This window comes from Streptomyces sp. NPDC058231 (genome assembly GCF_042882275.1).
Taxonomy (GTDB): Bacteria; Actinomycetota; Actinomycetes; order Streptomycetales; family Streptomycetaceae; genus Streptomyces.
Genome location: NZ_JBHVWN010000077.1, coordinates 14,620 through 36,615 on the forward strand (window position 1 = coordinate 14,620; position 21,996 = coordinate 36,615).

The following is a 21,996-nucleotide window of genomic DNA, read 5'->3' on the forward strand; positions in this document are numbered from 1 at the left end:
AACGCCGCGGGTGTGCATGCCGGCCCCCATGACGCCGCCCTCCCATTGCCGGTCGGGCCAAGCAGCGCACCATGTCGCCGACGTATCCAAGGACGTGCGCGCACCGGAGACGCGACTCAGCCTGCCGGCGCGGGCGCCGGCGCGGGCGCCGGCGCGGGGCGGGGCTGGTCCGACGGCGCTTGTGCCGTGGTGCGCCACCAGCGGCGCGACGCCAGCGCGGCCAGCACGGCGCCGGCCGTGTTGACCAGTACGTCGTCCACGGAGGACACCCGGTCCAGCCGCAGGACGTACTGTGCGGTTTCGACCAGGATCGAGCAGCCTGCCCCGAGTGCCAGGATCCGCGGCACGGACGCCTGCGCCGCGAACCGCATCGGGGCGAAGAACCCCAGCGCCGCGAAGACCAGCAGGTTGCCGACGATCCCGAGCGGCCCCATCGTGACCAGGTCCCGCAGCGGTACCAGGCTCACCCGGCCGGGGACGGTGCCGGCCCCGGCGCCCGGCATCATGGTCAGCCACAGGAACGGCACCGTCCCATGGACCATGCCCACCTCGGCCAGCGACATCCGCCACGCCGATGTCACGCCGGCGGAACGCCGACCGCGCGCCAGAGCCCACACCACCAGCGCGACCAAGGGCAGCGCGACCAACGTCATGAGCACCACACCGTTGAACGTGTCGAAGCAGCCGTGCCACCGCCCGGCCATGCACCTCGGAGCGGACATCATGAGCGGCCGCCGCACGACGAACGCGGCGCTCGCCGTGCCGAGGACCGCCAGGCCGAGGAGCACGATCCTGCGCGTGCGGCGGGGCGGTGCCGACAGGGATGCGTCGTGGTTCATGCCCCCATTGGAGACGGAGGGCCGTTGCGGTGGCATATGCGATTTTCGATACGCCCGCGATACACGGAATCCCCGGCATCGAGGAACTGGCTGAGACCGAACGCGGTGAGACGGTCCCGCCACCCGGGATCGCGCCGGCCCAGCCACTACAGGTCCTGGACGACTCGTCCGTGGACAGCGTCCACGAGTCAGGATCCGGCGTCGCCGCCCGTACCCGTGGCCGTGCCCGCGCGTCCCGCCGGGCCGCCGAGCAGTCCGACGTTGCGGGCCAGGTCGGCGGCCGCCTGCCGGAAGAAGATCTCCCTTGCCTCGACGACCCGGTTGAACTGTCCGAACACCTCGAAAGAGATCAGACCCACGAGCTGGGACCACGCGGCCACGAGGGGGGCCACGACCGCAGGAGGGAGGCCGGGTGCGATGTCCGAGGCCATCCGTTCGGCCTCCGGGCGCAGTTCGGCCGCGAGCGGCGGCACGGCGAGACCGGCCGTGCGGTGGGCATCCTCGACGACCGCGACGAAAACCAGGCCGACGCGGGAGGCGGGACCGACGGTTGTCTGCGGCGCCGTGTATCCGGGTACGGGCGAGCCGTAGATCAGGGCGTACTCGTGCGGGTGGGCGAGGGCCCAGCCGCGCACGGCGCAGGCGACCGCGAGCCAGCGGGTGAGATGAGGTGGGGTTCCGGACGGGTCGGCGGACAGGGCGGCGGACGTGGTCCGGTCGGCGGTCTCGGCAGCCTCGCCCACGGCGTCGTAGGCGTCGACGATCAACGCGGTCAGCAGCTCGTCCCGGCTGGGGAAATAGCGGTACAGCGCGGACGAGACCATGCCCAGTTCCCGTGCGACGGCACGCAGGGAGAGTTTCGCGGCGCCGTCGGCCGCGAGCTGCCTTCTCGCCTCGTCCTTGATGGCCGCCGTGACTTCGATACGGGCCCGTTCTCTGGCTCCCCGGATGGTGCTCATGGCCCGCAGTCTGCCACGAATCCGGAGCACCGGCCAACAACAAGAGCAGTGCTCTTGCTTTCGAGCACCGCTTTCATGCACACTGATCTCAAGCGAGAGCAGTGCTCACACAACTGGGGGAACTCCAATGTCCGCGCACGTTCAGAAGCCCGGCTGGTTCACGGTCAACGTCCTCAACCGCAGCGTCGCCTGGATCACCCGGCGCGGTATCAGCGTGTGGGGGTCGCGCGTCCTGGCGGTCCGCGGCCGCAAGACCGGCGAATGGCGCCGCACCCCCGTCAACCTCTTGACGGTGGACGGGCAGCAGTACCTCGTAGCACCCCGCGGCCATGTCCAGTGGACGCACAACATGCGTGCCGCGGGCGGCGGTGAACTCCATCTCGGCAAGAAGACCGAAGCCTTCACCGCCGTCGAGGTCCCCGACGACGAGAAGCCCGAGCTGCTCCGCGCCTACCTCAAGCGTTGGAAGGCGGAGGTCGGCGTCTTCTTCGGCGGTGTCGGCCCGGACTCCTCCGTCGAGGAACTGCGCCGCATCGCCCCCGACCACCCGGTCTTCCGGATCGTGACCGAGGCCTGACGGGTCGACACGACACAGGCCGGGCGGGGCCGGCCCGGCTCCCGCACGGGGGCGCGCCCCCGTGCGACCACCGAGGAGGGATTGCCCCCATGGACGATGCCACCTCCCCCGCGCTGCCCGCCAACCAGCTCCACCGACTGCGATCCAGCCCGATCCGGTGCTCTGTCCGGAGGTGGCCGCCGCCGGCGGAGATCTGGTGTCAGCTCTGCAGTGTGCCGCCGACCGCACCCGACCCCGCTGGGGGCCCGCGTCGGCCGAGTACGGCCGCATCGACAAAGCCATGCACCTGCTCGCCCTGGTCGATGACACCTACCGACGCCTGATGAACCGGCAGCTCACCGTGCAGGAATCCCGCCACCGCCTCGCCCGCGCGATCTGACACGGCGTCCGCGGCCAGATCCGCCAGGCGTACGGGGAGGGCCAGGAGGACCAGCTCGCCGCGCTCGGCCTGGTCCTCAACGCCGTGGTCCTGTGGAACACCCGCTACCTGGTGTGGGATCTCAAGTTCGGCTGCACAATCTCGCCGCCCGCTTCATATCGACTGCCCTCTCCGTGTTCCTCGACGAACTCGCCCACCGCACACGGCACATCGAACTGGCCGGCGCGCCCCGCCGCGACACCTCCCACCGTGTCAGGGGCCAAGCCTCCCTGCCCCTCTCACTCTCCGCGCGCGGATCCGTGGGTTAGCCTGCGCGCATGCGCGGACAGTTCACCGGGTGGCCGGAGCAGGCCATGGACGTGTTGTGGCAGCTCCAGGGCGAACCGACCCACGCGACCCGCGAGCGCTACCGCGCGGACCGCGAACGCCTGGTCCGGCAGCCGATGATCGCCCTGCTCAACGAGGTCGCGGACACCGACCCCCGGTACGAGGACTTCTCCGTCTGGCACTACCGCACCGACTCCTGGTGGTGGCAGCACCAGGGCGCGGTGATCCGGCTCGGCCGCAAGATCGAGATCGGTCTCCGGTTCTCCCTGGACGGCCTGCGGATCCAGGGCGCCTGGTGGTACCCCGATCCCGGCCAGGTGGACATGTTCCGCAAAGCCGTGGCCTCCGAAGGGAGCGGCCGCGAACTGTCCGCCATCGTCGAGGACGTGCGGAAGAAGGGCTACGACATCTCCGGGGACGTGATGAAACGCCCCCCGCGCGGCTATCCGACAGACCACTCCCGTACGAACCTGCTGCGCCACCGTTCTCTGATCGCCGCCCGTCCCCTCGGCTGCGAGGAGTGGCTGCACACCCCCGAGGCGGTCGACCGAGTCCTCTTGGCCGCCGCTGACCTGGACGCCCTGCTGATGTGGCTGGTCCGCCACGTGAAGCGCACTGCCTGACGTCACGAGGGCCCCGCGCGGCACGGGAGGAACCAAACCCGTGCCATCGGCCCCCGCGCTCCGAAGGTGACGCGCACCTTCAGCGCCGACCGGTGGTCCAGCGCCCGATGGCCGTCCGGCACCTCGGCCAGGGAGACGGCATGGTCGAAGACGGGCCCCGGATCAAGGACGCCGGAGAGCACATCCGGCAGGAGCCCGCACAACCGACCGCACCGCCGTCCTGGGTGACAGCGGGCCGTGAGACACCGCAGGTCAGCGGTCGGCCCGTCCGGAGCGGCCTCGGTAAACCCGGCGGGATGCACCGAGAGCTGAGACAACCGCAGATGAAGCAGCGTGAGACACCGCGAGAAGTCGCAGGTCACAGCCTCGACGTATGCAACGAAGCGCGAGACCCTACATCCTTGTCGGGTCTCGCGGCTGATGTCGTAATCTCGCGGGCCGTGTCGTACCGATGTCGTATACGACATCACCGTGAGACTGGCGCGTGGATGCTGCTGCTCAGCGCCTCGTCTCGTACCTGGTCAGGACCACGCCGCCGGGAAACGTCCGCGTCTCCACCAGGTTCAGGTTCACCCAGCTGTCCAGCGCGGTGAAGAACGGCGTGCCGCTGCCCACCAGGACCGGATGGGCGGCGATCGCGTACTCGTCGATCAGCCCGGCGCGCATGGCCGCCCCGGCGAGGGTTGCGCCGCCGATGTTCATCGGGCCGCCGTCCTCGGCCTTGAGCCGGGTGATCTCGGCGATCGCGTCGCCGGTGACCAGGCGGGTGTTCCAGTCGACCTTGTCGATCGTCGAGGAGAACACCACCTTCGGCGTGTCGCGCCAGTTCCGCGCGAACTCGATCTCCGCCGGGGTGGCGTTGGGCTGCTGGTCGCCGGTCGGCCAGTAGGAGCTCATCGTCTCCCACAGCTTGCGCCCATACAGCGACAGGCCACTCGCCTGCTCGTGGTCGAGCCACCACTGGAACAGCTCGTCGCTCGGCGGTCCGCTCCAGTCGATGTCGTCGCCGGCCGTGGCGATGTAGCCGTCCAGGGTCAGGTTCATGCCGTAGATCAGTTTCCGCATGGCTCAGCCTTCCGTCCGTGGGCGTCCGGCGTATAGACCAGCTCGGCGCGGGAAACTCATCGGTGCGCGATCTGGACTGGCCGGCAGCCCTCGTGCTCGGGGCTCAGCGTGGTGTACTCGGCCGACACGGGCAAGCCGCCTGATCTCGACCTCGCCCTCGCCGTCGCCCTCGCCCTCGCCCTCGCCCTCGCCCTCGCGAGGAAATGCCATCGATTTGAGACTGATCATGGGTGACAAGGCCGTGAGACAGCCAAGAACGCCCAGGCCGCGCAAGATCGACATGTCACGAGCGGCGAGACCCTACACCTGGACGCCGCCGTTGCCCGGCTCCGTGCCGAGGGCCACGACATCAACGACGAAGACGTCGTCCGCCTCTCCCCGCTCAAGGACCGGCACATCGACTTCCTGGGCCGCTACCTGTTCGACATCAATGTCAGCGGCCCCGGGCAGGGTCTGCGCCCCTTCCGGGACCCGGACGCCGCCCGCGCCGAGGACGACGAGGATTGACGGTCGGCACACCCGACCGGCCCGGCCACTCGTCGCGCCTCGTGGGGGCCTGCCACCCGACCTGTTGTGACGCCTTCGCGGCAGGGCATCACACCAGGTCAGGTGAACTCTCCTGGGCGGGATCCTTGGATGCCGGGTGATCTGGACCGCCGACCGGGGCGGCGGCACGCAGCGCCGCTTCGACCCGGCGGTTGCTGGTCATGGATGCCGTGACGGCCGTCATCGCCAGGAGGAGGACGGCGGCGGCGTAGAGCGGGGTGCGGATGTCGTAGGTGGTGGCCAGCCAGCCGCCGAGGAAGGCCCCGACGGGGGCGGCGCACATGGCCAGCATGCGGGAGGTGGAGGCGACCCGGCCCATGAGGTGGGCGGGGACTATCGCCTGCCGGAGGGAGGGCGCGAGCACCATCGTGGCGCCCATGCCCGCCCCGCAGACGGCGAGCGCCAGCCCGGCCGCGTACGGGTTCGGGGCAGCGGCCAGGCCCAGGATGGCAAGCCCTTCGACGGCGGCTGTGCAGGTCAGTGCGGTGCCGGTGCCGAGTCGTCGGCCAAGGTGGGAGGCGATGCCTGCGCCGAGCAGGCCGCCGGTGGCCTCCGCTGTGAGGAGCAGGCCGAAGCCGTAGGTGTCGATGCCGAGGCGGTCGTGGGCGAAGAGGGCGAGGACGGTCTCCACAGCGAGGAAGGCGATGTTCCCGACCGCCGGGCGGAGCGCGAGCCCGAGCAGCACCCGGTCCCGGAAGACGTACGAGGCCCCGGCCCGCGCCTGCCGAAGCAGCGACTCGCGGACCTCCGGCACGGGCCGGGGCATGGCGGGCAGCGTACGTACGAGCAGTGCGGAGAGCATGAACGACACCGCGTCGGTGAGCAGCGGAACCGCCCGCCCGAGCGCGAGCAGCGCACTGCCCGCAGGCGGCCCCGCGAAGCCGGACATGGCGGTCTGGGCGCCGCGCAAGCGGGAGTTGGCGCGCTCCAGGAGTGCGGGGTCTCGGCGGAGCAGATCCGGCAGATAGGCCGTGGCGGCCGTGTCGAAGAAGAGTCCACCGAGGCCGAGCAGGAAGGCGACGGCCGCGAGCAGCGGAATGCTCAGCACGTCGAGCACGGCCGCCGCCGCGGGTATCGCGAGCAGCACCGCACGTGCCGTGTCCGCGACCCACATCGTGCGCCGGCGGTCCCAGCGGTCCACCAGCGCACCGCCGAGGACCCCGAAGAGCAGCCACGGCAGCGTCCCGGCGGCCGTGACGACGGCGAGCGCCATCGGATCCCGCGTCAACGTCAACGCGAGCAGCGGCAGGGCGGCCTGCGTTACCCCGTCACCGAGCGAGGAGATCGTCTGCGCGGTCCACAGCCGTCCGAACCCGGTCGGCAACTTCCGAATGTCTGAGGTCACTTGGCGCCTCCCTCGGCCTGCTCGCGCGGTGCCGGGTGGAACAGTGCGAAGACGAGTGACGCGTCCGGCAGCGACGGATCGGACAGTTCCCGGTACTCGTCCGCCAGAGCCCGCAGCCGCGCCCCCAGTTGCGCGAACTGCTCCTCGGTGAGTCGCAGATGCGCCATCCCTACGTGCCGCTCATCCACCGGCGACGCCTCCAGGTCCGCCACCGCATGGCGCATCAGCACATCCGGCCCTCCCTCGCCCGGATCCGGCAGCGCGATCGCCCGCGCGGCCATCGCGTAGTACCGCTCGGTGACACCCCGCACCTTCCGCGTCCGTACCACCTTCACCAGGCCGGCCCGCTCCAGCAGCCGTACGTGATAGCTGGAACTCCCTTTCGCAAGGCCCACCCGCTCGGCGATCTGCGTGATCGTCGCGGGCTCGAAGCGGAGCACGGCCATGATCCGGTGACGCGTGAGATTGGAGACGGCGCGCAGCTGCTCGTCCGTGGTGACGTGAAACGTCTCGGGAAGATCATCGGTAGGCATGCAAGCAATGGTCAACGATTCTTGACCATTGCGCAAGGCATTTCACGCGAACTCCCGGAATCTGCCGTCCGGCACGTGCCGTCTCATTGGATCTAGCGCTGAGGTATGGCGCTGACCAGGCATGATGCGCTGTGTGGTGAGACGTGCCGATGTCGGTGTCTCGGCTTGTCGTGTCTGCCAGGCGCAATTGGAGAGCGGCGTCTCAGTTCATCGTGTCCGTGAGTCTGCGTTTCCGGCACTGGCTGCCGAGGGAAGCCGTCGGCGCTGACGGCTCCCCCCGTTGTTCTCAACTCTTGACGCGAGAGGGTGCCCGGTTGGTGGTCAGTCGGCGGGTTTCTCCCAGACCGAGACGTGTTGACGGCTCTCACTTGTGAAGGCTTCCCGTGTCCATCCGTCCCACCGCTCGCGCAGTCGCAGTCCGGCGAGCTGGGCCATCAGGTCGAGTTCCGACGGCCACACATACCGGAACGGAATGGATCTGTACTCGCCGCGGCCGTCGACGACCTCGATGTAGTTCGAAGTCGTCGCCTGGGTGGCGACGTCGTAGATGTCGAAGGCCCACCGCGTCGGGCTCACGTGGTAGGGCACGACGTTCTGCCCGGCTGGGAGCCTTCGCAGCTTGGGGATCAGGACCTCGATGACGAAACAGCCTCCGGGTTCCAGGTGAGCGGCGGCGTTGCGGAAACAGGCGACCTGCTCCGCCTGCGTCGTCAGATTCATGATCGTGTTGAAGAGCAGGTATGCGACGGAGAACGTCCCGTCCACTCTCGTCGTCGCGAAGTCGCCGACGGTGACGCCGATCGCGTCACCGCCTGGCTTGGCACGCATCCGGGCAATCATCGCTCGGGACAAGTCGGTGCCGTGGACCTGGACTCCGCGTTGTGCCAGTGGCAACGCGATGCGCCCTGTCCCGATGCCCAGTTCGAGGGCCCGGCCGCCATCGGCCAGGTCCGCCAGAAAGCCGACCGTCTCGTCGATGACGCCCGGCTTGAACATGTCCCCTGACGACTCGTCGTAGGCCGCCGCAACACGCTCTCCGAAGTAACCGTCCTGGTCGTCCATCGCTGGACCGTACTGGGGCAGCTCGTCGCGGCGCGCGTGAATTTCGCCGGTCATCACAGGTGCCCCGTCTCGTTTCGTCGTGGCGGGCTCGTTGCTTCGCCGGCGAGGCTGATGTGGCGGTAGATCGTGCCGCGCGAGACCTTGAATGTTCGAGCGAGCTGCTGGACGGATGCGCCTGTGCTGTGGAGCTGAAGGAGTTCGTCGACCTGGTGTTGTGTGAGTTTGGACTTGCGTCCGCCGGGGTTGCCGCGGGCGCGGGCGGCGGCCAGGCCGTCGTTGGTGGCGGCGAGCACGAACTCGCGGTGCAGGGTGGCGAAGGCGGACATCATGCCGAAGAAGTCGCGTCCTTCGAGGGTGTTCCTGTCGATGTTCTGCTCGACGGCCGCCGAGGCGGAGAAGCCCGGATGGTCTCGGCCGGAGGCACTTGGAGCCGATGCGCCGCCGGAGACCACTTGCCCGCACCGGTCGTCGCTGAGGCTCTCGGCTATCACCGGGTTACGTGATGATGAGGTTCTGGACGGAGTAGAAGAGCCGGTCGAGCCGGGTGACCGGCCAGGCAGCGGGTGCAGACGGGCTGGGTCGTCCACCCGGCGGTCACCACCCGGCTGGACCCCGCGGAGAACTTGCGACAGTTGAAGACGAGCCGACCGCAATCAGACCCGAGTCAAGGCAGCCGTTGACCGGACGCACCCTGGGTTGCACAAAACCGCTCGCGGTCGGCAGCCACCGGCGCGATGCTGTCACGATGCCTGCAGAGACCGCTTACCACGACGAAGTCGGCGACTACTTCGTAAAGAATGCCGACACCAGCCCCTACAACGCACACACCGATCGGCCGGCGATGCTCGCGCTGGCGGGGGATGTTGCCGGGCTGAAGATTCTCGATGTCGGCTGCGGGGCCGGTCACTACGCGGCCGAACTCCTGACGGGTGGTGCCGAGGTAGTCGGAATCGACGGCAGCGCAACTCTGCTGAGTCACGCGCGGGAGCGATTGGGTGACCGGGCCGAACTGCGCATGCACGACGCGGAGAAGCCGCTGGACTTCATCGACGACGCGTCGTTCGACGGAGTCGTGTGCGCATTGATGCTCCACCACATCGCCGATCGGCCGCGTCTCCTCGGCGACCTACGACGCGTCCTGCGTCCCGGAGGATGGCTGCTGGTCTCGACGACCCACCCGACGGCTGACTGGCGGAAATTCGGTGGCTCGTACTACGCCGAGGACTGGGTTGACCTCCCGCTCGCTGGGGGCCCGTTGGCAGTCCACTACCAGCGCATGCCGCTGGAAACGTTCCTGAACGAGCTGCTGGCCGCCGGATTCGTGCTTGAAAGGCTCATCGAGCCTCGCCCGACGCCCGGCCTGCGAGAACTCGACGAAACAGCCTACAACAAGCTCCACCAGGCTCCGTGCTTCCTTGCTGTCAGGCTTCTGCGGCCCTGACAGCACGCAACCCCTGCCCCCGGCGAACGCGCACAGTCACTGTTCCGTCTCCCAAGCGCCAGAACCGGCGACACTTGAATGCGCGAGCCCACCGGTATCACACCCCGAGGAGGGCCGGAGCCCCTCGCCCGCACAAAGGTCGGCCAGGACTTCACGGACCGGCCGGCGTCGCCTGCCGCGCCTCCGCGCGGCGGAGCAGCGTTCTCGCAGCGCACGCGACCGGACCGTTCCGGCAGATCGGCGACGGGGACACGTACCTGAAGCGCCCCGCGAGGCAGCCCGGTCAGAGTCTCAGGGGGTGCCCCGTATCCCTGGCGGACCGGCACGACATCGGCCGCGGTGCGCCGCGAGGCGCAGGAATGACCTCGCACCGGGCGAATCCGGGCTTTCCGGCGACACGGCGAGGCGGCGCCGCGGCTGCCGTCCCGCGTCCGCCTGGGATCACCGGGACAGCCCTCAGCGATCCATGGCCGACAAGGCCCGCTGCGCCAGCGGATGGGTGCGGACCAGCTCGGCCAGCGAGGTGGTCCCCCGGGTGATTCCGGCGAACGCCGTCCAGGCCGGGCGGAATCCGGTCAGCACCGCGTGCAGGATGCCGGGGCGGCGCTCGAACAGCTTCAGCATGCGGCGTCCGACGCCCATCTCGACGCCCAGCCCGGCCTTGATGGCGAAGGCGTAGTTGAGCGCCTGGCGACGGGCGTCCACCGCGTCGTGCGATTCCGCGATCCGGACCGCCCACTCACCGGCGAGCCGCCCGGAGCGCAGGGCGAACGAGATACCTTCTCGGGTCCACGGCTCCAGCAGGCCCGCCGCGTCGCCGCAGACGAGCACCCGTCCGCGGGACAACGGCGAGTCGTCGCTCCGGCAGCGCGTGAGATGCCCGGAGGAGATCTTCGGCTCGAAACCGGCAAGGCCGAGCCGGGCGACGAAGTCCTCCAGATACCGCTTGGTCCCCGCGCCGTCACCGCGCGCCGAGATCACACCGACGGTCAGGGTGTCGCCCTTCGGGAACACCCAGCCGTAACTCCCCGGCATCGGACCCCAGTCGATCAGTACCCGTCCGGCCCAGTCCTCAGCGACCGTGGCCGGGACCGGAATCTCGGCCTCCAGGCCGAGGTCCACCTGGTCGAGCTTCACCCCGACATGGGCCCCTATGCGTCCCGCGCTGCCGTCCGCGCCGACGACCGCACGGGCGAGGACGGTCTCGCCGCCGGAGAGCACCACGGCGACCGTACGCCGGTCCGGCACCGAGGCGCCGTGCTGCTCGACCCTGGTCACCGTCGCCCCGGTACGCAGTTCGGCGCCGGCCTTCTGCGCCTCCTCGACCAGGCCGGCGTCGAACTCGGGCCGGTTGATGAGGCCGAAGAGCATCCGCTTGGAGCGGCGGGTCCGCGCAAGCCTGCCGTTGAGCGAGAACGTCACCGCGTGGATCCGGTCCCGCAGCGGCAGTTCGAATCCGGGCGGCAGCGCATCGCGCGAGTACCCGATGATTCCGCCGCCGCAGGTCTTGTAGCGGGGCAGTTCCGCCTTCTCCAGCAGCAACACCCGCCGCCCGGCCACCGCCGCCGCGTATGCGGCGGAGGCTCCGGCCGGTCCGGCGCCGACTACGACGACATCCCACACGGACGACTCTTCTAGCTCACGTCCGGCGTCTGCGTTCTCGCTGCTCACGATGTGCTTCTGCTCCCGATCCCGACCAGTGGCCCAAGCTGCTCACGGCATCCTACGGCGCCTTGCGACCGGTCCCTGCTGTGGGAGGATCGGCCGTGCGTTCGTCATACATGCAATGCCGCACACTCGGCACCCATGCAGACGGATTCGTACACATAACGTCGCACCCACGAGGAGCGTGCCCATGACCGCCCATCCGATCTCCGAGACCGTCGCCTCACTGATGCCCCGTGCGAAGGCGGAGCTGACCGAGCTGGTGGCGTTCCAGTCGGTGGCGGATCCCGCGGTGTTCCCGAAGAGCGAGTGCGAGGCGGCCGCCGAATGGGTCGCCGACGCGCTGCGCGCCGAGAACTTCCAGGATGTCGCCCTGCTCGACACCCCCGACGGCACGCAGTCGGTCTACGGCTTCCTGCCGGGCCCGGCAGGCGCGCCGACCGTCCTGCTCTACGCGCACTACGACGTGCAGCCGCCGCTCGACGAGTCCGCGTGGCTCTCCCCGCCGTTCGAGCTGACAGAGCGCGACGGCCGCTGGTTCGGCCGCGGCGCGGCCGACTGCAAGGGCGGGTTCATCATGCATCTGCTCGCCCTGCGCGCGCTCAAGGCGAACGGCGGCGTCCCCGTCTCCGTGAAGGTGATCGCCGAGGGTTCGGAGGAGCAGGGCACCGGCGGACTGGAGCGTTACGCGGAGGCGCACCCGGAGCTGCTGACCGCCGACACCGTCGTCATCGGCGACACCGGCAACTTCCGGGTCGGTCTGCCGACGGTCACCGCGACGCTCCGCGGCATGACGATGCTGCGGGTCACGCTCGACACCCTCGAAGGGAACCTGCACTCGGGGCAGTTCGGCGGCGCCGCCCCGGACGCGCTCGCGGCGATGATCCAGCTGCTGGCGTCGCTGCGCGCCGCGGACGGCACCACGACGGTCGACGGTCTCACCCATGACGCCGAATGGGACGGCCTGCAGTACCCGGAGGCCGAGTTCCGCTCGGACGCGAAGGTACTCGACGGGGTGGAGCTGATCGGTACCGGCACGGTCGCCGACCGCATCTGGGCCCGGCCCGCCGTCACGGTCATCGGCATCGACTGCCCGCCGGTGGTCGGCGCGACGCCGTCGCTGCAGGCCGGCGCACGGGCGCAGGTCAGTCTGCGGGTGCCGCCGGGGCAGGACGCAGCCGAGGCGACGGAGCTGCTGACCGCCCATCTGAAGGCGCACGCCCCGTGGGGTGCCAGGGTCTCGGTGGAGCCGGTGGGTCAGGGCCAGCCGTTCCGCGCGAACACTTCCAGCCCGGCGTACACGTCGATGGCGCAGGCGATGGAGGCCGCGTACCCCGGCGAGAAGATGCAGACGTCCGGGATGGGTGGCTCGATCCCGCTCTGCAACACCCTCGCCGCGCTCTACCCGCAGGCGGAGATTCTGCTGATCGGCCTGAGCGAGCCGGAGGCACAGATCCACGCGGTGAACGAGAGCGTGTCACCCGAGGAACTGGAGCGGCTGTCGGTGGCCGAGGCGCTTTTCCTGCAGAACTACGCGGCGTCCAAGCTTTCCTGACGTCACGTCACCTGCCGGGCGGTCGCATCTCTCGTACGCGGGGTGCGACCGCCCGACGGAACGCTCCCCGACCGCCTCCGGCTCACGCCGGGCGTGTCGGGGCACGTCTGCGCTTACGCTCCGGGCGAAGCTCGCCCGGAGCGTAACGCCGTGCAGCGGATGTCCGCGCCCGCTTACGTTCGAGGCATGGATCTCGTGGAAGTGCTCCCCCGACTGCACATGTTCCGCTTCCCGATCGGCCAGGCGTATCTCTGGCGCGACGGCTCGGATCTGACCCTGATCGACGCGGGCGACATCAACGCGGCGCCCGCCATCGAGGACGCGGTGCGCGGACTCGGCCTGGACCCGGACGGCATCAGCCGGATCGTCATCACCCATGGCCATCGCGACCACTACGGCGCCGCCCAGGAGCTCGCCGACCGGTACGACGCCGAGATCCTCGCCCACCGGCTCGACGCCCCGGCGATCCGTGGTGAGGAGCAGATCCCCGATCCCGTCCTGCTCGACCGGGAACGTCCGCTGTACGAGCGTGCGCTGACCGTGCCCGCCGCCCCGCCGACCAGGGTCGACCGGGAGGTGTCCGACGGGGATGAGCTGGACTTCGGCGACGGGGCACGTGTGGTCCACTGCCCCGGCCACACACCCGGCTCCCTCGCGGTCCATCTGCCGTATCACGGTGTGCTGTTCACGGGCGACTGTGTGGCCGGGGTGGGAAAAGTGATGCTGGGTGTGTTCAACACCGACCGGGCCGAGGCACTGGTCTCGTTCCGGCGGCTGGCCGCGCTGACACCGTCCACCGTCTGTTTCGGGCACGGCGATCCGCTCACCGCCGACGCGGCCGCGGTACTGCGGACGTCAGCCGACCGGGACTCCGGCCTCCAGGTTGAGCACGGTTGACCGCTCCCGGGCCCGCAACGCCCAGCGGAGCCGTTCGTACCGGTGGGGTGGCAGCATCGTGGCGGCCTCGGCCTCGGTGACGAACCGCCAGCCGCGCAGCTCCGAGCCGGGCAGCTGCAGGCCGTCCGCGTCCTGGCAGCGCAGCAGCCCGCCGTCGAAAAGCAGTCGCAGACCGCCGTACCCGGGCGGATCGGGCGGCTCCCAGTCGACGAGCAGCAGGCTCGGAGTCCGGTCCAGCCGTATCCCTATCTCCTCGGCCACCTCCCGTATCCCGGCCTGCGCCGGCGCCTCGCCGGGCTCCACCACTCCTCCCGGGAACTCCCAGCCGGGCTTGTACGTCGGGTCGACGAGCAGTACCCGGTCGTGTTCGTCGAAGAGCAGCACCCCGGCGGCGAGCGTCTCGGCGGTCGGCTCCGGCGTCTGCACGATCTCGCAGGCTGCCGCAGCACCGGTGCGTACGGCCTCGGCAATGCGCTCGGCCGTCTCGTACGGGGTCAGCGCACTGTTGTCGATGATGTGGGCATCCGCGGTGATCCAGCCGAGCGCCGCCCGGTAGGGCTCGATGTGTTCGTACGCCCACTGCCGTACCCGCTCACTGGCTTCCGGGTCGTCCGGCACCTCCTCGCGGTCGGCGATCCGTTGCCGCAGGATCGTTTCCTCAGGTGAGAGCAGCACATGTCGCACCGGGATGCGCCTGGAGGCGAGCCCTCCGAATATCTCGTCGCGGTACTCCTGTCGCAGCAGTGTCATCGGTACCACGAGCACCCCGGGCACCTCGGCGAGCAGCGCGGCTGCCGTGTCCACCACCAGGCGACGCCAGATCGGCAGGTCCTGGTAGTCGGTCACCTCGGCGAGCCTCTTCTGGGGCAGCAGGTGGCGCAGTCCCCCGCCGATCACCTCGGGGTCGTAGAAGGTGCTGTTCGGGATCAGATCGATCAGTTCGCGCGCGGCGCTCGTCTTGCCCGCGCTGAACGCACCGTTGATCCAGACGATCACGGTTCCCCCTCTTCCGTAGCCCCCAGTGGCTTGCCCGCAACACCCTGCCGCGGAAACCAGGCTGTGGCGATGTTGTTGCGCGAAAGCGACTGCCGGAACGGGCGCCCGCCGGTGGCCGACCGCGCGAGTCCGGGCTTCCGGACGGCCGTAACGGGCATGGCCGGACGTCGTTGGAGCCGACGAGGGCAAGGGGGGTACACCGTGCAGCGCACCGTACTGGAGCGGTTTCCCGCGGGAGGACCGCGGGGCAGCTGGCCGGCGGAGGAGTTCGCGGCGGCACGCCGCGGCGAGGGCATGGCGGCCGAGGTCGTGATGAACCTGGAGGCGGACGCGTTCCTGGTGGTCATGCCGCAGCAGTCGACGGACCGTGGGCAGGCGGACCACGCCACGCCGGCCGCCGCGGCCGGAGCCCGTCGTGACGCCCGCCGTGGCGACGGAGCCCTGTCGTGACGCCGGAGTCCTCGCGTGAGGTCAGAGCCTGCCGGTCACCTTGGCCGGGGTGACCCGCACGATGATCCGCTCGCCGTCGTTCTCCGAAGCGGGGTTGAACGTGGCGTAGTCCTGACCCGTGTACTTGTGCGCCAGCTCGTTCAGCAGCTCGTGGGCACTGTCGGGGGTGACAGTCGCGGTCCCGCGGATCTCGGCGTACGTGTACGGGTTCTCGGGCGGGCTGATCAGCAGGGTGACGCGCGGGTCCCGTGCGGCGTTCCTCCCCTGCAGTCGGTCCGCAGTCGTGGAGAACAGCAGGTCGTCACCGTCCCGCGTCACCCAGACGACTGTCAGATGCGGCCGCCCGTCCGGCAGCACGGTGGCAACGGTGGCGAATGCCTTCGATTCGTCGAGGTACTTCTTCAGTTCGTCGGAGAGTTCGGCTGCCACGGTCGGCATCCCTTCGGTCGAAGTTGTGGAAGTCACGTTCCCACAGGGGCCATTGGCGTCAACTCGCGCTACGGCCACGGATATTCCGGCAGGAACGACGGCTCACGCCGCCGAAGACGGGTACGGACCCCGGGCCCCTCTCCGCGATCACCTCACGGCCCGGACGGGACCGTGAGCACAGAGCCGTGGCGCACACCTCAGCCCGTCACGACCGGCCGGAGCCGAAATCGCGCGCCTTGATCTTTGCCATTCGTCCGTCGGGGTGGTGCCACACGATGCCCTCGCACCCGTCGGCCGCGGCCAGCGCCAGCACGGTGCTCCGGATGCCCTCGAACGTCAGCTCCGCAAGGTCGACGTCCTGCGCTGTGGCGTGCTGGACAAGGAGATGCGAGCCGCTGCGCTCCGGGTTTCCGTTGATCTTCGGGCCGATCAGCTCGAACGTCCCGGCGACCCCGTTGCCGGTGTACCCGTTCCGGACCGCCTCCGCGTGGAACGTCGCGAAGGACGACTGGCCGATCGGCTCCCAGCCGACGGTCTTCCCGGTCTCCCCGTCGGTGGAGACGACCACGTAGTTCGGCGGCGTCTGCCTGCCGGGCCGCACCTCGCGCCGTGCCCACCACTCGCCCGCTCCGTCGAGCATCACGCACGTGCCGTCGTACTTGCGGGTCGCTCGCCCCTCACCGGCGAGCACCCACTCGCAGCCGGGCGTCACCGCGGGCAGGACGTGCGCGGGGCGGGAGCCGAAGTCACGGACGAACATGGTGGGAATCTTCCTCATCCCGGCATCTTCCCGAATGAACGACGGTGCACGCACCAGGATTTAGACCGGCCGGCAACAGACGGCTCCTGGCCCGACGCGTCGGCGGTGACCCTCCGGCTGCCGCTTCTGCCGGGGGTCGCGCTGTGACCGTACGCAAACCGGACCGGGAGTCCACCGGGCACCATGAATCTTCACTGACAGAAGGTGTCAGTGAATCTCCGGACACTGGTGCCATGATCCTCAGCCACCACCCCCGCCGGTCCGAACGGCTGCTCGTGTCCGCCGCGTTCGCCACCTCCCTCGGAAACAATGTCCAGCTCATCGTCGGCGCGCTGCTCATGATCAGGGAGCAGCGGACCATGATGGCCGTCGGCTGGCTCTTCATCGCCGTCGCCGGTCCGCAGGCGCTGCTGTCCCCGGTCTTCGGGCGGTTGGCCGACCGCTTCGACCGGCGGACCCTGTGGATCGGCTGTGATGCGGTCAGTGCGGCGCTGGCACTCGGGCTGCCGCTGTGGCTGGCCTGCGGAGGCGCCCCGGGGCCCGGGATCTACAGCGCCAATCTGGGGCTGGCCGTCATCAGCGCCCTGTTCTTTCCGGCCAGCTCCGCGCTGATCAAGGAACGGGTTCCGGCGGACCGGCTGCGGCGGTTCAACGCCCGCTACGAGATGGGGACCCAGGCGGGGATGCTGCTGTCGGCGACGGTCGGCGGGTTGTGCGCCCAGGCGTTCGGTGCCGGACCACTGCTGGTGCTCAACGCCGGGACATTCCTGGTCTCGGCGCTCTGCGTCGCCGCGACGGGGCGCCGCCCGGCGCGGGCGCGGACCGCCACCGCCGCCGGGGATCCGGTACCGGTGACGCCGGCGCCGCACGAGCCGTTGCGTGTGCGCCGCTTCATCCTGCTGTACGCCCAGGGGAGCGTGGTCGTCACGGTCTTCAACGCGCTGCTGCCCACTGCCGTCATCGGTGAACTCCGCCTGGGCGCAGCGGCGTTCGGCGCGGTGGACGCCCTCGGGTGCCTCGGCTTCCTGGCAGCCGCCGGTGCCTACCGGATCGTCAGCAGGCGCGATCCGGACCTGCGCATCGCCGTCGTGGGATTTCTGTTCTGCAGCGTCGGCCTGGTGCTGCAGAGTCAGTTCGGGATCGTCGGCTACCTTGTCGGCGTTCCGCTGGGCGCGTTCTTCTTCGGGCAGGCCAGGATCGCCTCCCGCACCATGCTGATGGCCTCGGCCGACGACGCGTCGGCGGGCAGGGCCTTCGGGCTGGCGAACGGGGCCGGGCTGGCGGCGACGGTCGGGGTGATGTTCCTGGTCGCGACGGTCACCGACCACAGCGACACGCGCTACGGCTTCGGGGTCCTCGCCGCCCTCGTGCTCCCGGCGACCCTGTCCGCCGGGCTGTTGCTGAGGACACCGGCCTCCGTCCGGCAGCGGGCATCCGGCGGCCGGTACCGTTCGAGCACGGCCGCCGCCGTCTCCGCGATCCTTCGGCGCAGCTCCTCGGGTGCCAGCACCTCGATGTCCGCACCCAGCGACAGCAGTGTCGACACCGCCGGCTCGACCGACTCCAGCGGCACCGTCGCCGTCACCCAGCCATCGGCATCCGGCGGCCCCGCCGAGGCTACGACAGCGCGGACCAGTGCCGCGTCCAGGCGGTCCGGGAGCGCGGACAGCAGTGCCGGAGCGATTCGGACGGATGCCTGAAGCCGCAGCCTGCGGGCGTCGTAGGCGGTGAGGTAGTCCCGCCAGTGGGCGGCCAGGTCGAAGCCGTCGGGGCGCTCGAAGCCGTCCTTCCCGACCTCCAGGCGGAGGATCGAGGACACCCGGTACGTCCGCACCGCACCATCCACCGCCGCGACGAGGTACCAGACGCCCGCCTTGAGGACCAGGCCGTAAGGGTCGAGCTCGCGCTCCACCTCCTGCGGCTCCGCCCAGCGGCGATAGCGCACCCGGATCCGGCACTGGTTCCACACGGCATCGGCGAGCGCTGCGAGAGAGGCCGGTGCGTCCTGTTCCCGGTACCAGCCGAGAGCGTCGAGGTGGAACCGCTCCCGGATCCGGCCGGCGCGGTCCCGCAGTGGGGCCGGCAGCGCCGCGGTCAGTTTCAGTTGTGCCGCTGCGAGCACCTCGCCCAGCCCCAGGTCGGCCGCCGCGTCCGGCAGCCCGGCCAGGAACAGCGACTCGGCCTCGTCGGCGTGCAGTCCGGTGAGCCGGGTCCGGTAGCCGTCGAGCAGTCGGTACCCGCCTCCGTGCCCGGCATCCCCGTAGACCGGGATGCCCGCGCCGCTCAGTGAGTCGATGTCCCGGTAGACGGTCCGGACCGAGACGCCCAGTTCCTCGGCCATCTCTCCGGCCGTCAACGTGCCCCGGTTCTGCAGCAGGAGGACGAGGGAGAGGAGCCGGGCCGCGCGCATGGACCGATCATTCCAGGTCCGGATCGGGACTCGGGCCCGCGGCCCGGATCACCGCGCAGTCGCCGCCCGCCGTGCCGGTAGGCGGACCGGCGGGACGTGGTGCCCGCGCTCGGCCGGCCGGCTCGACGCCAGGGGTGAGGAAGCGCGGCAGATTCCGTCCCGGCGGCGCCGTACCACCGCGCGCAGCGCAGTTCTGCGGGCTCCGGTCGCTTCAGCTCAACGCTTGCTTCACGAGCCCGGCGATCCGCGTCTCCACCTCGGCCGTCACCTCGGTCAGGGCGATACCGGCCGCCCACATCGTGCCCTCGTCCAGCTTCGCCTGGTCGCTGAATCCGAGCGTCGCATAGCGCGCCTTGAACTTCTCGGCGCTCTGGAAGAAGCAGACGATCTTGCCGTCCAGCGCGTAGGCGGGCATCCCGTACCAGAGCTTAGGACCGGGGCGGCGGCCACGACGGCTGCGTGCACCCGCTCGGCCATGATCCGGACCACCGGCCAGGAGCCGTCCGGAGGCTGATCTCGCGGTGGCCGTCGGGAGTTGACGGCCGTACGGCTACGACGTGGGAACGAGCAGAGGCGCGAGTACGCCGTCGGCACCGACGAACCACCCCACGGCGATCACTGACCACCATGACCGCAACGACGTACAGCCTCCGAGGCGGCCGGACGAGCGGTCGCCCTCGCTGTGCGGTGAGGGTGATTCGATCAAACAGATCGCACCCGGACATCCGATGTCCTGCCACACGGCCCCGCACATGCGCCCCACCGCATGACACGTACACCATGCCCCCATCGAGCCTTGAGGGCACAACCCAACACAAACGAACGCATGCTCGGAGACCTCCCCCAAGTCATGGTGAAGTCAAGGGCTTTGACGAGATATCGAACATCTTGGCGCCGCTCTTCCAACAGAGTTCAACAGGCTCTAACGTAATCGCGCGCCATTGGCGTGCACATGATGTCATCCGATCTGACACGAGTGTGGAGGAACGTAACGATGCGTCATCTTCCAACCCGCAGGACCCGCAGAAGCGGCAGCAGAGTCATCGGAGCGCTGGCGGCGGGAGTGCTCTGCGCAGCGGGGGCGGCTGTCCCCGCCGCGGCGGACTCACCGGCCACGGCGGCTTCGACGGCTGTCACCCCGAAGTCCGACAACGGTCTCGCGCTCACCCCGCCGATGGGGTTCAACAACTGGAACTCGACCCACTGCCGAGCCGAGTTCAACGAGACGATGGTCGAGGGCATCGCCGACATCTTCGTCGAGAAGGGGCTCAAGGACGCCGGCTACCAGTACGTCAACCTCGACGACTGCTGGGCGAAGCCGCAACGCGACGCGGACGGCAAACTGGAGGCCGACCCGGCGCGGTTCCCCCATGGCATCAAAGCCGTTGCGGACTATGTCCACTCCAAGGGCCTGAAGCTCGGCATCTACACCAGCGCGGGCACCAAGACCTGCGACAGCGTCGGTCTGCCGGGAGCGCTCGGTCACGAGTACAGCGATGCGCAGCAGTTCGCCGACTGGGGCGTCGACTACCTGAAGTACGACAACTGCAACAACGAGGGCGTCGACGCGAAGCTGCGCTACACGACGATGCGTGACGCGCTCGAGGCCACCGGCCGTCCCATTGTCTACAGCATCTGCGAGTGGGGCCAGAACAAGCCGTGGGAGTGGGCAGCCGACGTCGGCAACCTCTGGCGCACCACGGGCGACATCAACGACAGCTGGGGCAGCATGCTGTCGATCATGAAGCAGAACCTGCCGCTCGCCACCGCCGCCGGGCCGGGACACTGGAACGACCCCGACATGCTCGAAGTCGGCAACGGCGGAATGACGGACACCGAATACCGCACCCATTTCTCCATGTGGTCCGTGATGGCGGCGCCGCTGCTCATCGGCTCCGATCTGCGCACGGCCACCCCGGAGACCTTCGACATCCTCTCCAACCGCGAGGTCATCGCGGTCGATCAGGACCCGCTGGGCAAGCAGGGCGTCGTGGTCTCCTCCACGGGTGGACGCTGGGTCGTCGTCAAGGAGATGAAGGACGGAAGCCGGGTGGTGGCGCTCTTCAACGAGACCGGGTCCGCCCAGCGCATCTCGACGACCGCCGAGGAGGCGGGCCTGCCGCACGCAGCCGCCTACACGCTGCGCGACCTGTGGCAGCACACGTCGTACAACACGGCAGGTGCCGTCTCGGCGACCGTCCCGGCACACGGCACGGTACTGCTGCGCGTCGCCGCCGACCACAAGTGGGCCGCACACCCGCCCGCCGTGGAACTCGCCATGAACGGCAGCCTGCTGATGGAGGCGGGACGCGGCGCGCCACTGACCACGACCGTCACCGATCTCGGCCGTACGCCCGCGCTGCGGGTCTCCGCCTCCCTCACCGGCCCGGCGGGCTGGCTGGTCTCGGCGCGGTCGGCAGCAGGACCCGCGACCGTGCCGACCGGCCGCGCGCTGACCACGCGGTGGCAGGTGACACCGCCCGCGGGCACGGCCGCCGGCCTGTACGACCTGACGCTCGACGCGCAGTACCGCTCGCCGACCGGGGCACGGGTGCGGTCCTCCGTCCCGCTCCAGGCCCATGTGGTGGTGGCGCCTCCCGCGGGCAGCAGCTATCTCAGCGATCTGCCGCAGCTCTCCGCCTCCAACGGCTGGGGGCCGGTCGAGAAAGACACCAGCAACGGTGAGGACGAGGCGGGTGACGGCAATCCGCTGACCATCGGCGGCACCGTCTTCGCCAAGGGGCTCGGGGCGCACGCGGACAGCGCGGTCGAGTTCTACACCGGCGGCGCGTGCAGCTCAGTGACCGCCCAGGTCGGAGTCGACGACGAGAAGGGTGACAAGGGCACGGTGGCGTTCGAGATCTGGGCGGACGGCACGAAGGCGGCGTCGACCGGGGTCCTGACCAACGCGACGGCCGCGCAGCAGATCACCGCCGACGTGAGCGGCGCGCAGGTGGTGCGCCTGGTGGTCACGGACGGCGGGGACGGGGTCGACTCCGACCACGCGGACTGGGCGGACCTGCGGCTCGGGTGCTGAGTCCGGAGAGCGGCGGCTCCGCGCACTGAGCCGTCGGAGTCCCGCGGCCGGAACGCCCGCCCCGCCGGCCCGGGCCCCCGGCGGGCCGTGCGGCAACAGGC

The 21,996-nt window shown here is 70.0% G+C and carries 19 protein-coding genes and 4 pseudogenes; 10 read left to right on the forward strand and 13 right to left on the reverse strand.

Translation table 11 applies throughout. The annotated features are described in order from the left end of the window. Window positions 1–116: 116 nt before the first annotated feature. Window positions 117–839: a VanZ family protein gene (locus ACFVXE_RS32845; protein ID WP_389676729.1), complete on the reverse strand. Its 723-nt coding sequence runs from the start codon at window positions 837–839 to the stop codon at window positions 117–119. Window positions 840–1,027: 188 nt separating this feature from the next. Further along, window positions 1,028–1,798, reverse strand: coding sequence for a TetR/AcrR family transcriptional regulator (locus ACFVXE_RS32850; RefSeq protein ID WP_389676730.1), 771 nt, complete (start codon window positions 1,796–1,798; stop codon window positions 1,028–1,030). A gap of 127 nt (window positions 1,799–1,925) precedes the next feature. On the opposite strand from ACFVXE_RS32850, the gene ACFVXE_RS32855 reads away from it, so the two are divergent. From ACFVXE_RS32855 to ACFVXE_RS32865, 3 genes and pseudogenes are all read left to right on the forward strand, one after another. Then, on the forward strand, window positions 1,926–2,375 hold the full coding sequence (locus tag ACFVXE_RS32855) for a nitroreductase family deazaflavin-dependent oxidoreductase (protein WP_389676731.1): 450 nt from the start codon (window positions 1,926–1,928) through the stop codon (window positions 2,373–2,375). A 241-nt stretch (window positions 2,376–2,616) separates the two neighbouring features. Then, window positions 2,617–2,866, forward strand: a pseudogene (locus tag ACFVXE_RS32860) (Tn3 family transposase); the annotation flags it as partial. Window positions 2,867–3,071: 205 nt separating this feature from the next. Then, the gene (locus tag ACFVXE_RS32865) at window positions 3,072–3,704 is read left to right on the forward strand and encodes a DUF2461 family protein (RefSeq protein ID WP_389676732.1); all 633 of its coding nucleotides are present in this window, start codon (window positions 3,072–3,074) and stop codon (window positions 3,702–3,704) included. Window positions 3,705–4,202: 498 nt separating this feature from the next. On the opposite strand, the gene ACFVXE_RS32870 is transcribed toward ACFVXE_RS32865, so the two are convergent. After that, on the reverse strand, window positions 4,203–4,769 hold the full coding sequence (locus ACFVXE_RS32870) for a dihydrofolate reductase family protein (RefSeq protein ID WP_389676734.1): 567 nt from the start codon (window positions 4,767–4,769) through the stop codon (window positions 4,203–4,205). A gap of 348 nt (window positions 4,770–5,117) precedes the next feature. Between ACFVXE_RS32870 and ACFVXE_RS32875 the strand changes: the two genes are divergently transcribed. Continuing rightward, window positions 5,118–5,276, forward strand: coding sequence for a hypothetical protein (locus ACFVXE_RS32875; RefSeq protein ID WP_389676758.1), 159 nt, complete (start codon window positions 5,118–5,120; stop codon window positions 5,274–5,276). An 88-nt stretch (window positions 5,277–5,364) separates the two neighbouring features. Here ACFVXE_RS32875 and ACFVXE_RS32880 read toward each other — a convergent pair whose 3' ends face one another. From ACFVXE_RS32880 to ACFVXE_RS32895, 4 genes are all read right to left on the reverse strand, one after another. Then, window positions 5,365–6,660 (reverse strand): MFS transporter, encoded by a 1,296-nt coding sequence (locus tag ACFVXE_RS32880; RefSeq protein WP_389676736.1) that lies wholly within the window; start codon window positions 6,658–6,660, stop codon window positions 5,365–5,367. Beyond that, window positions 6,657–7,193, reverse strand: a complete 537-nt coding sequence (locus ACFVXE_RS32885) for an ArsR/SmtB family transcription factor (RefSeq protein ID WP_389676737.1) — start codon at window positions 7,191–7,193, stop codon at window positions 6,657–6,659. Before ACFVXE_RS32885 ends, ACFVXE_RS32880 begins: the two co-directional genes overlap by 4 nt. 321 nt (window positions 7,194–7,514) lie before the next feature. Further along, the gene (locus ACFVXE_RS32890) at window positions 7,515–8,255 is read right to left on the reverse strand and encodes a class I SAM-dependent DNA methyltransferase (RefSeq protein WP_389676738.1); all 741 of its coding nucleotides are present in this window, start codon (window positions 8,253–8,255) and stop codon (window positions 7,515–7,517) included. A 53-nt stretch (window positions 8,256–8,308) separates the two neighbouring features. Continuing rightward, the gene (locus tag ACFVXE_RS32895; protein ID WP_389676740.1) at window positions 8,309–8,746 is read right to left on the reverse strand and encodes a helix-turn-helix domain-containing protein; all 438 of its coding nucleotides are present in this window, start codon (window positions 8,744–8,746) and stop codon (window positions 8,309–8,311) included. Between the two features lie 254 nt (window positions 8,747–9,000). Here ACFVXE_RS32895 and ACFVXE_RS32900 point away from each other — a divergent pair, with 254 nt between their 5' ends. Continuing rightward, complete coding sequence (locus tag ACFVXE_RS32900; RefSeq protein ID WP_389676742.1) at window positions 9,001–9,696, forward strand: class I SAM-dependent methyltransferase; 696 nt, start codon at window positions 9,001–9,003, stop codon at window positions 9,694–9,696. Window positions 9,697–10,152: 456 nt separating this feature from the next. Here the strand turns inward: ACFVXE_RS32900 and ACFVXE_RS32905 are convergent, their stop codons facing one another. Next, window positions 10,153–11,367: a geranylgeranyl reductase family protein gene (locus ACFVXE_RS32905; protein ID WP_389676744.1), complete on the reverse strand. Its 1,215-nt coding sequence runs from the start codon at window positions 11,365–11,367 to the stop codon at window positions 10,153–10,155. A 184-nt stretch (window positions 11,368–11,551) separates the two neighbouring features. On the opposite strand from ACFVXE_RS32905, the gene ACFVXE_RS32910 reads away from it, so the two are divergent. Further along, window positions 11,552–12,916 carry a dipeptidase gene (locus tag ACFVXE_RS32910; protein ID WP_389676745.1) on the forward strand — a complete coding sequence of 455 codons (1,365 nt, stop codon included), beginning with the start codon at window positions 11,552–11,554 and terminating at the stop codon, window positions 12,914–12,916. A 186-nt stretch (window positions 12,917–13,102) separates the two neighbouring features. Further along, a complete protein-coding gene (locus ACFVXE_RS32915; RefSeq protein ID WP_389676747.1) occupies window positions 13,103–13,813 on the forward strand; it encodes an MBL fold metallo-hydrolase in 711 nt (236 codons plus the stop codon). On the opposite strand, the gene ACFVXE_RS32920 is transcribed toward ACFVXE_RS32915, so the two are convergent. Further along, window positions 13,772–14,809 (reverse strand): NUDIX domain-containing protein, encoded by a 1,038-nt coding sequence (locus ACFVXE_RS32920; protein WP_389676749.1) that lies wholly within the window; start codon window positions 14,807–14,809, stop codon window positions 13,772–13,774. The genes ACFVXE_RS32915 and ACFVXE_RS32920 overlap by 42 nt on opposite strands. Window positions 14,810–14,965: 156 nt before the next feature. Between ACFVXE_RS32920 and ACFVXE_RS32925 the strand changes: the two are divergent. After that, window positions 14,966–15,178, forward strand: a pseudogene (locus ACFVXE_RS32925) (hypothetical protein); the annotation flags it as partial. Between the two features lie 102 nt (window positions 15,179–15,280). On the opposite strand, the gene ACFVXE_RS32930 reads toward ACFVXE_RS32925, so the two are convergent. Then, window positions 15,281–15,688 carry a PPOX class F420-dependent oxidoreductase gene (locus ACFVXE_RS32930; protein ID WP_389676750.1) on the reverse strand — a complete coding sequence of 136 codons (408 nt, stop codon included), beginning with the start codon at window positions 15,686–15,688 and terminating at the stop codon, window positions 15,281–15,283. A 205-nt stretch (window positions 15,689–15,893) separates the two neighbouring features. Continuing rightward, complete coding sequence (locus tag ACFVXE_RS32935) at window positions 15,894–16,466, reverse strand: DUF5565 family protein (protein WP_389676752.1); 573 nt, start codon at window positions 16,464–16,466, stop codon at window positions 15,894–15,896. Window positions 16,467–16,681: 215 nt separating this feature from the next. On the opposite strand from ACFVXE_RS32935, the pseudogene ACFVXE_RS32940 reads away from it, so the two are divergent. After that, window positions 16,682–17,713, forward strand: a pseudogene (locus ACFVXE_RS32940) (MFS transporter); the annotation flags it as partial. Window positions 17,714–17,787: 74 nt separating this feature from the next. Here the strand turns inward: ACFVXE_RS32940 and ACFVXE_RS32945 are convergent. Next, the gene (locus ACFVXE_RS32945; protein ID WP_389676754.1) at window positions 17,788–18,858 is read right to left on the reverse strand and encodes a helix-turn-helix transcriptional regulator; all 1,071 of its coding nucleotides are present in this window, start codon (window positions 18,856–18,858) and stop codon (window positions 17,788–17,790) included. Window positions 18,859–19,069: 211 nt separating this feature from the next. Next, window positions 19,070–19,341: pseudogene (locus tag ACFVXE_RS32950) on the reverse strand (hypothetical protein); the annotation flags it as partial. 511 nt (window positions 19,342–19,852) lie between these two features. Between ACFVXE_RS32950 and ACFVXE_RS32955 the strand changes: the two are divergent. Further along, on the forward strand, window positions 19,853–21,895 hold the full coding sequence (locus ACFVXE_RS32955; RefSeq protein WP_389676756.1) for an NPCBM/NEW2 domain-containing protein: 2,043 nt from the start codon (window positions 19,853–19,855) through the stop codon (window positions 21,893–21,895). The last annotated feature ends 101 nt before the right edge of the window (window positions 21,896–21,996 follow it).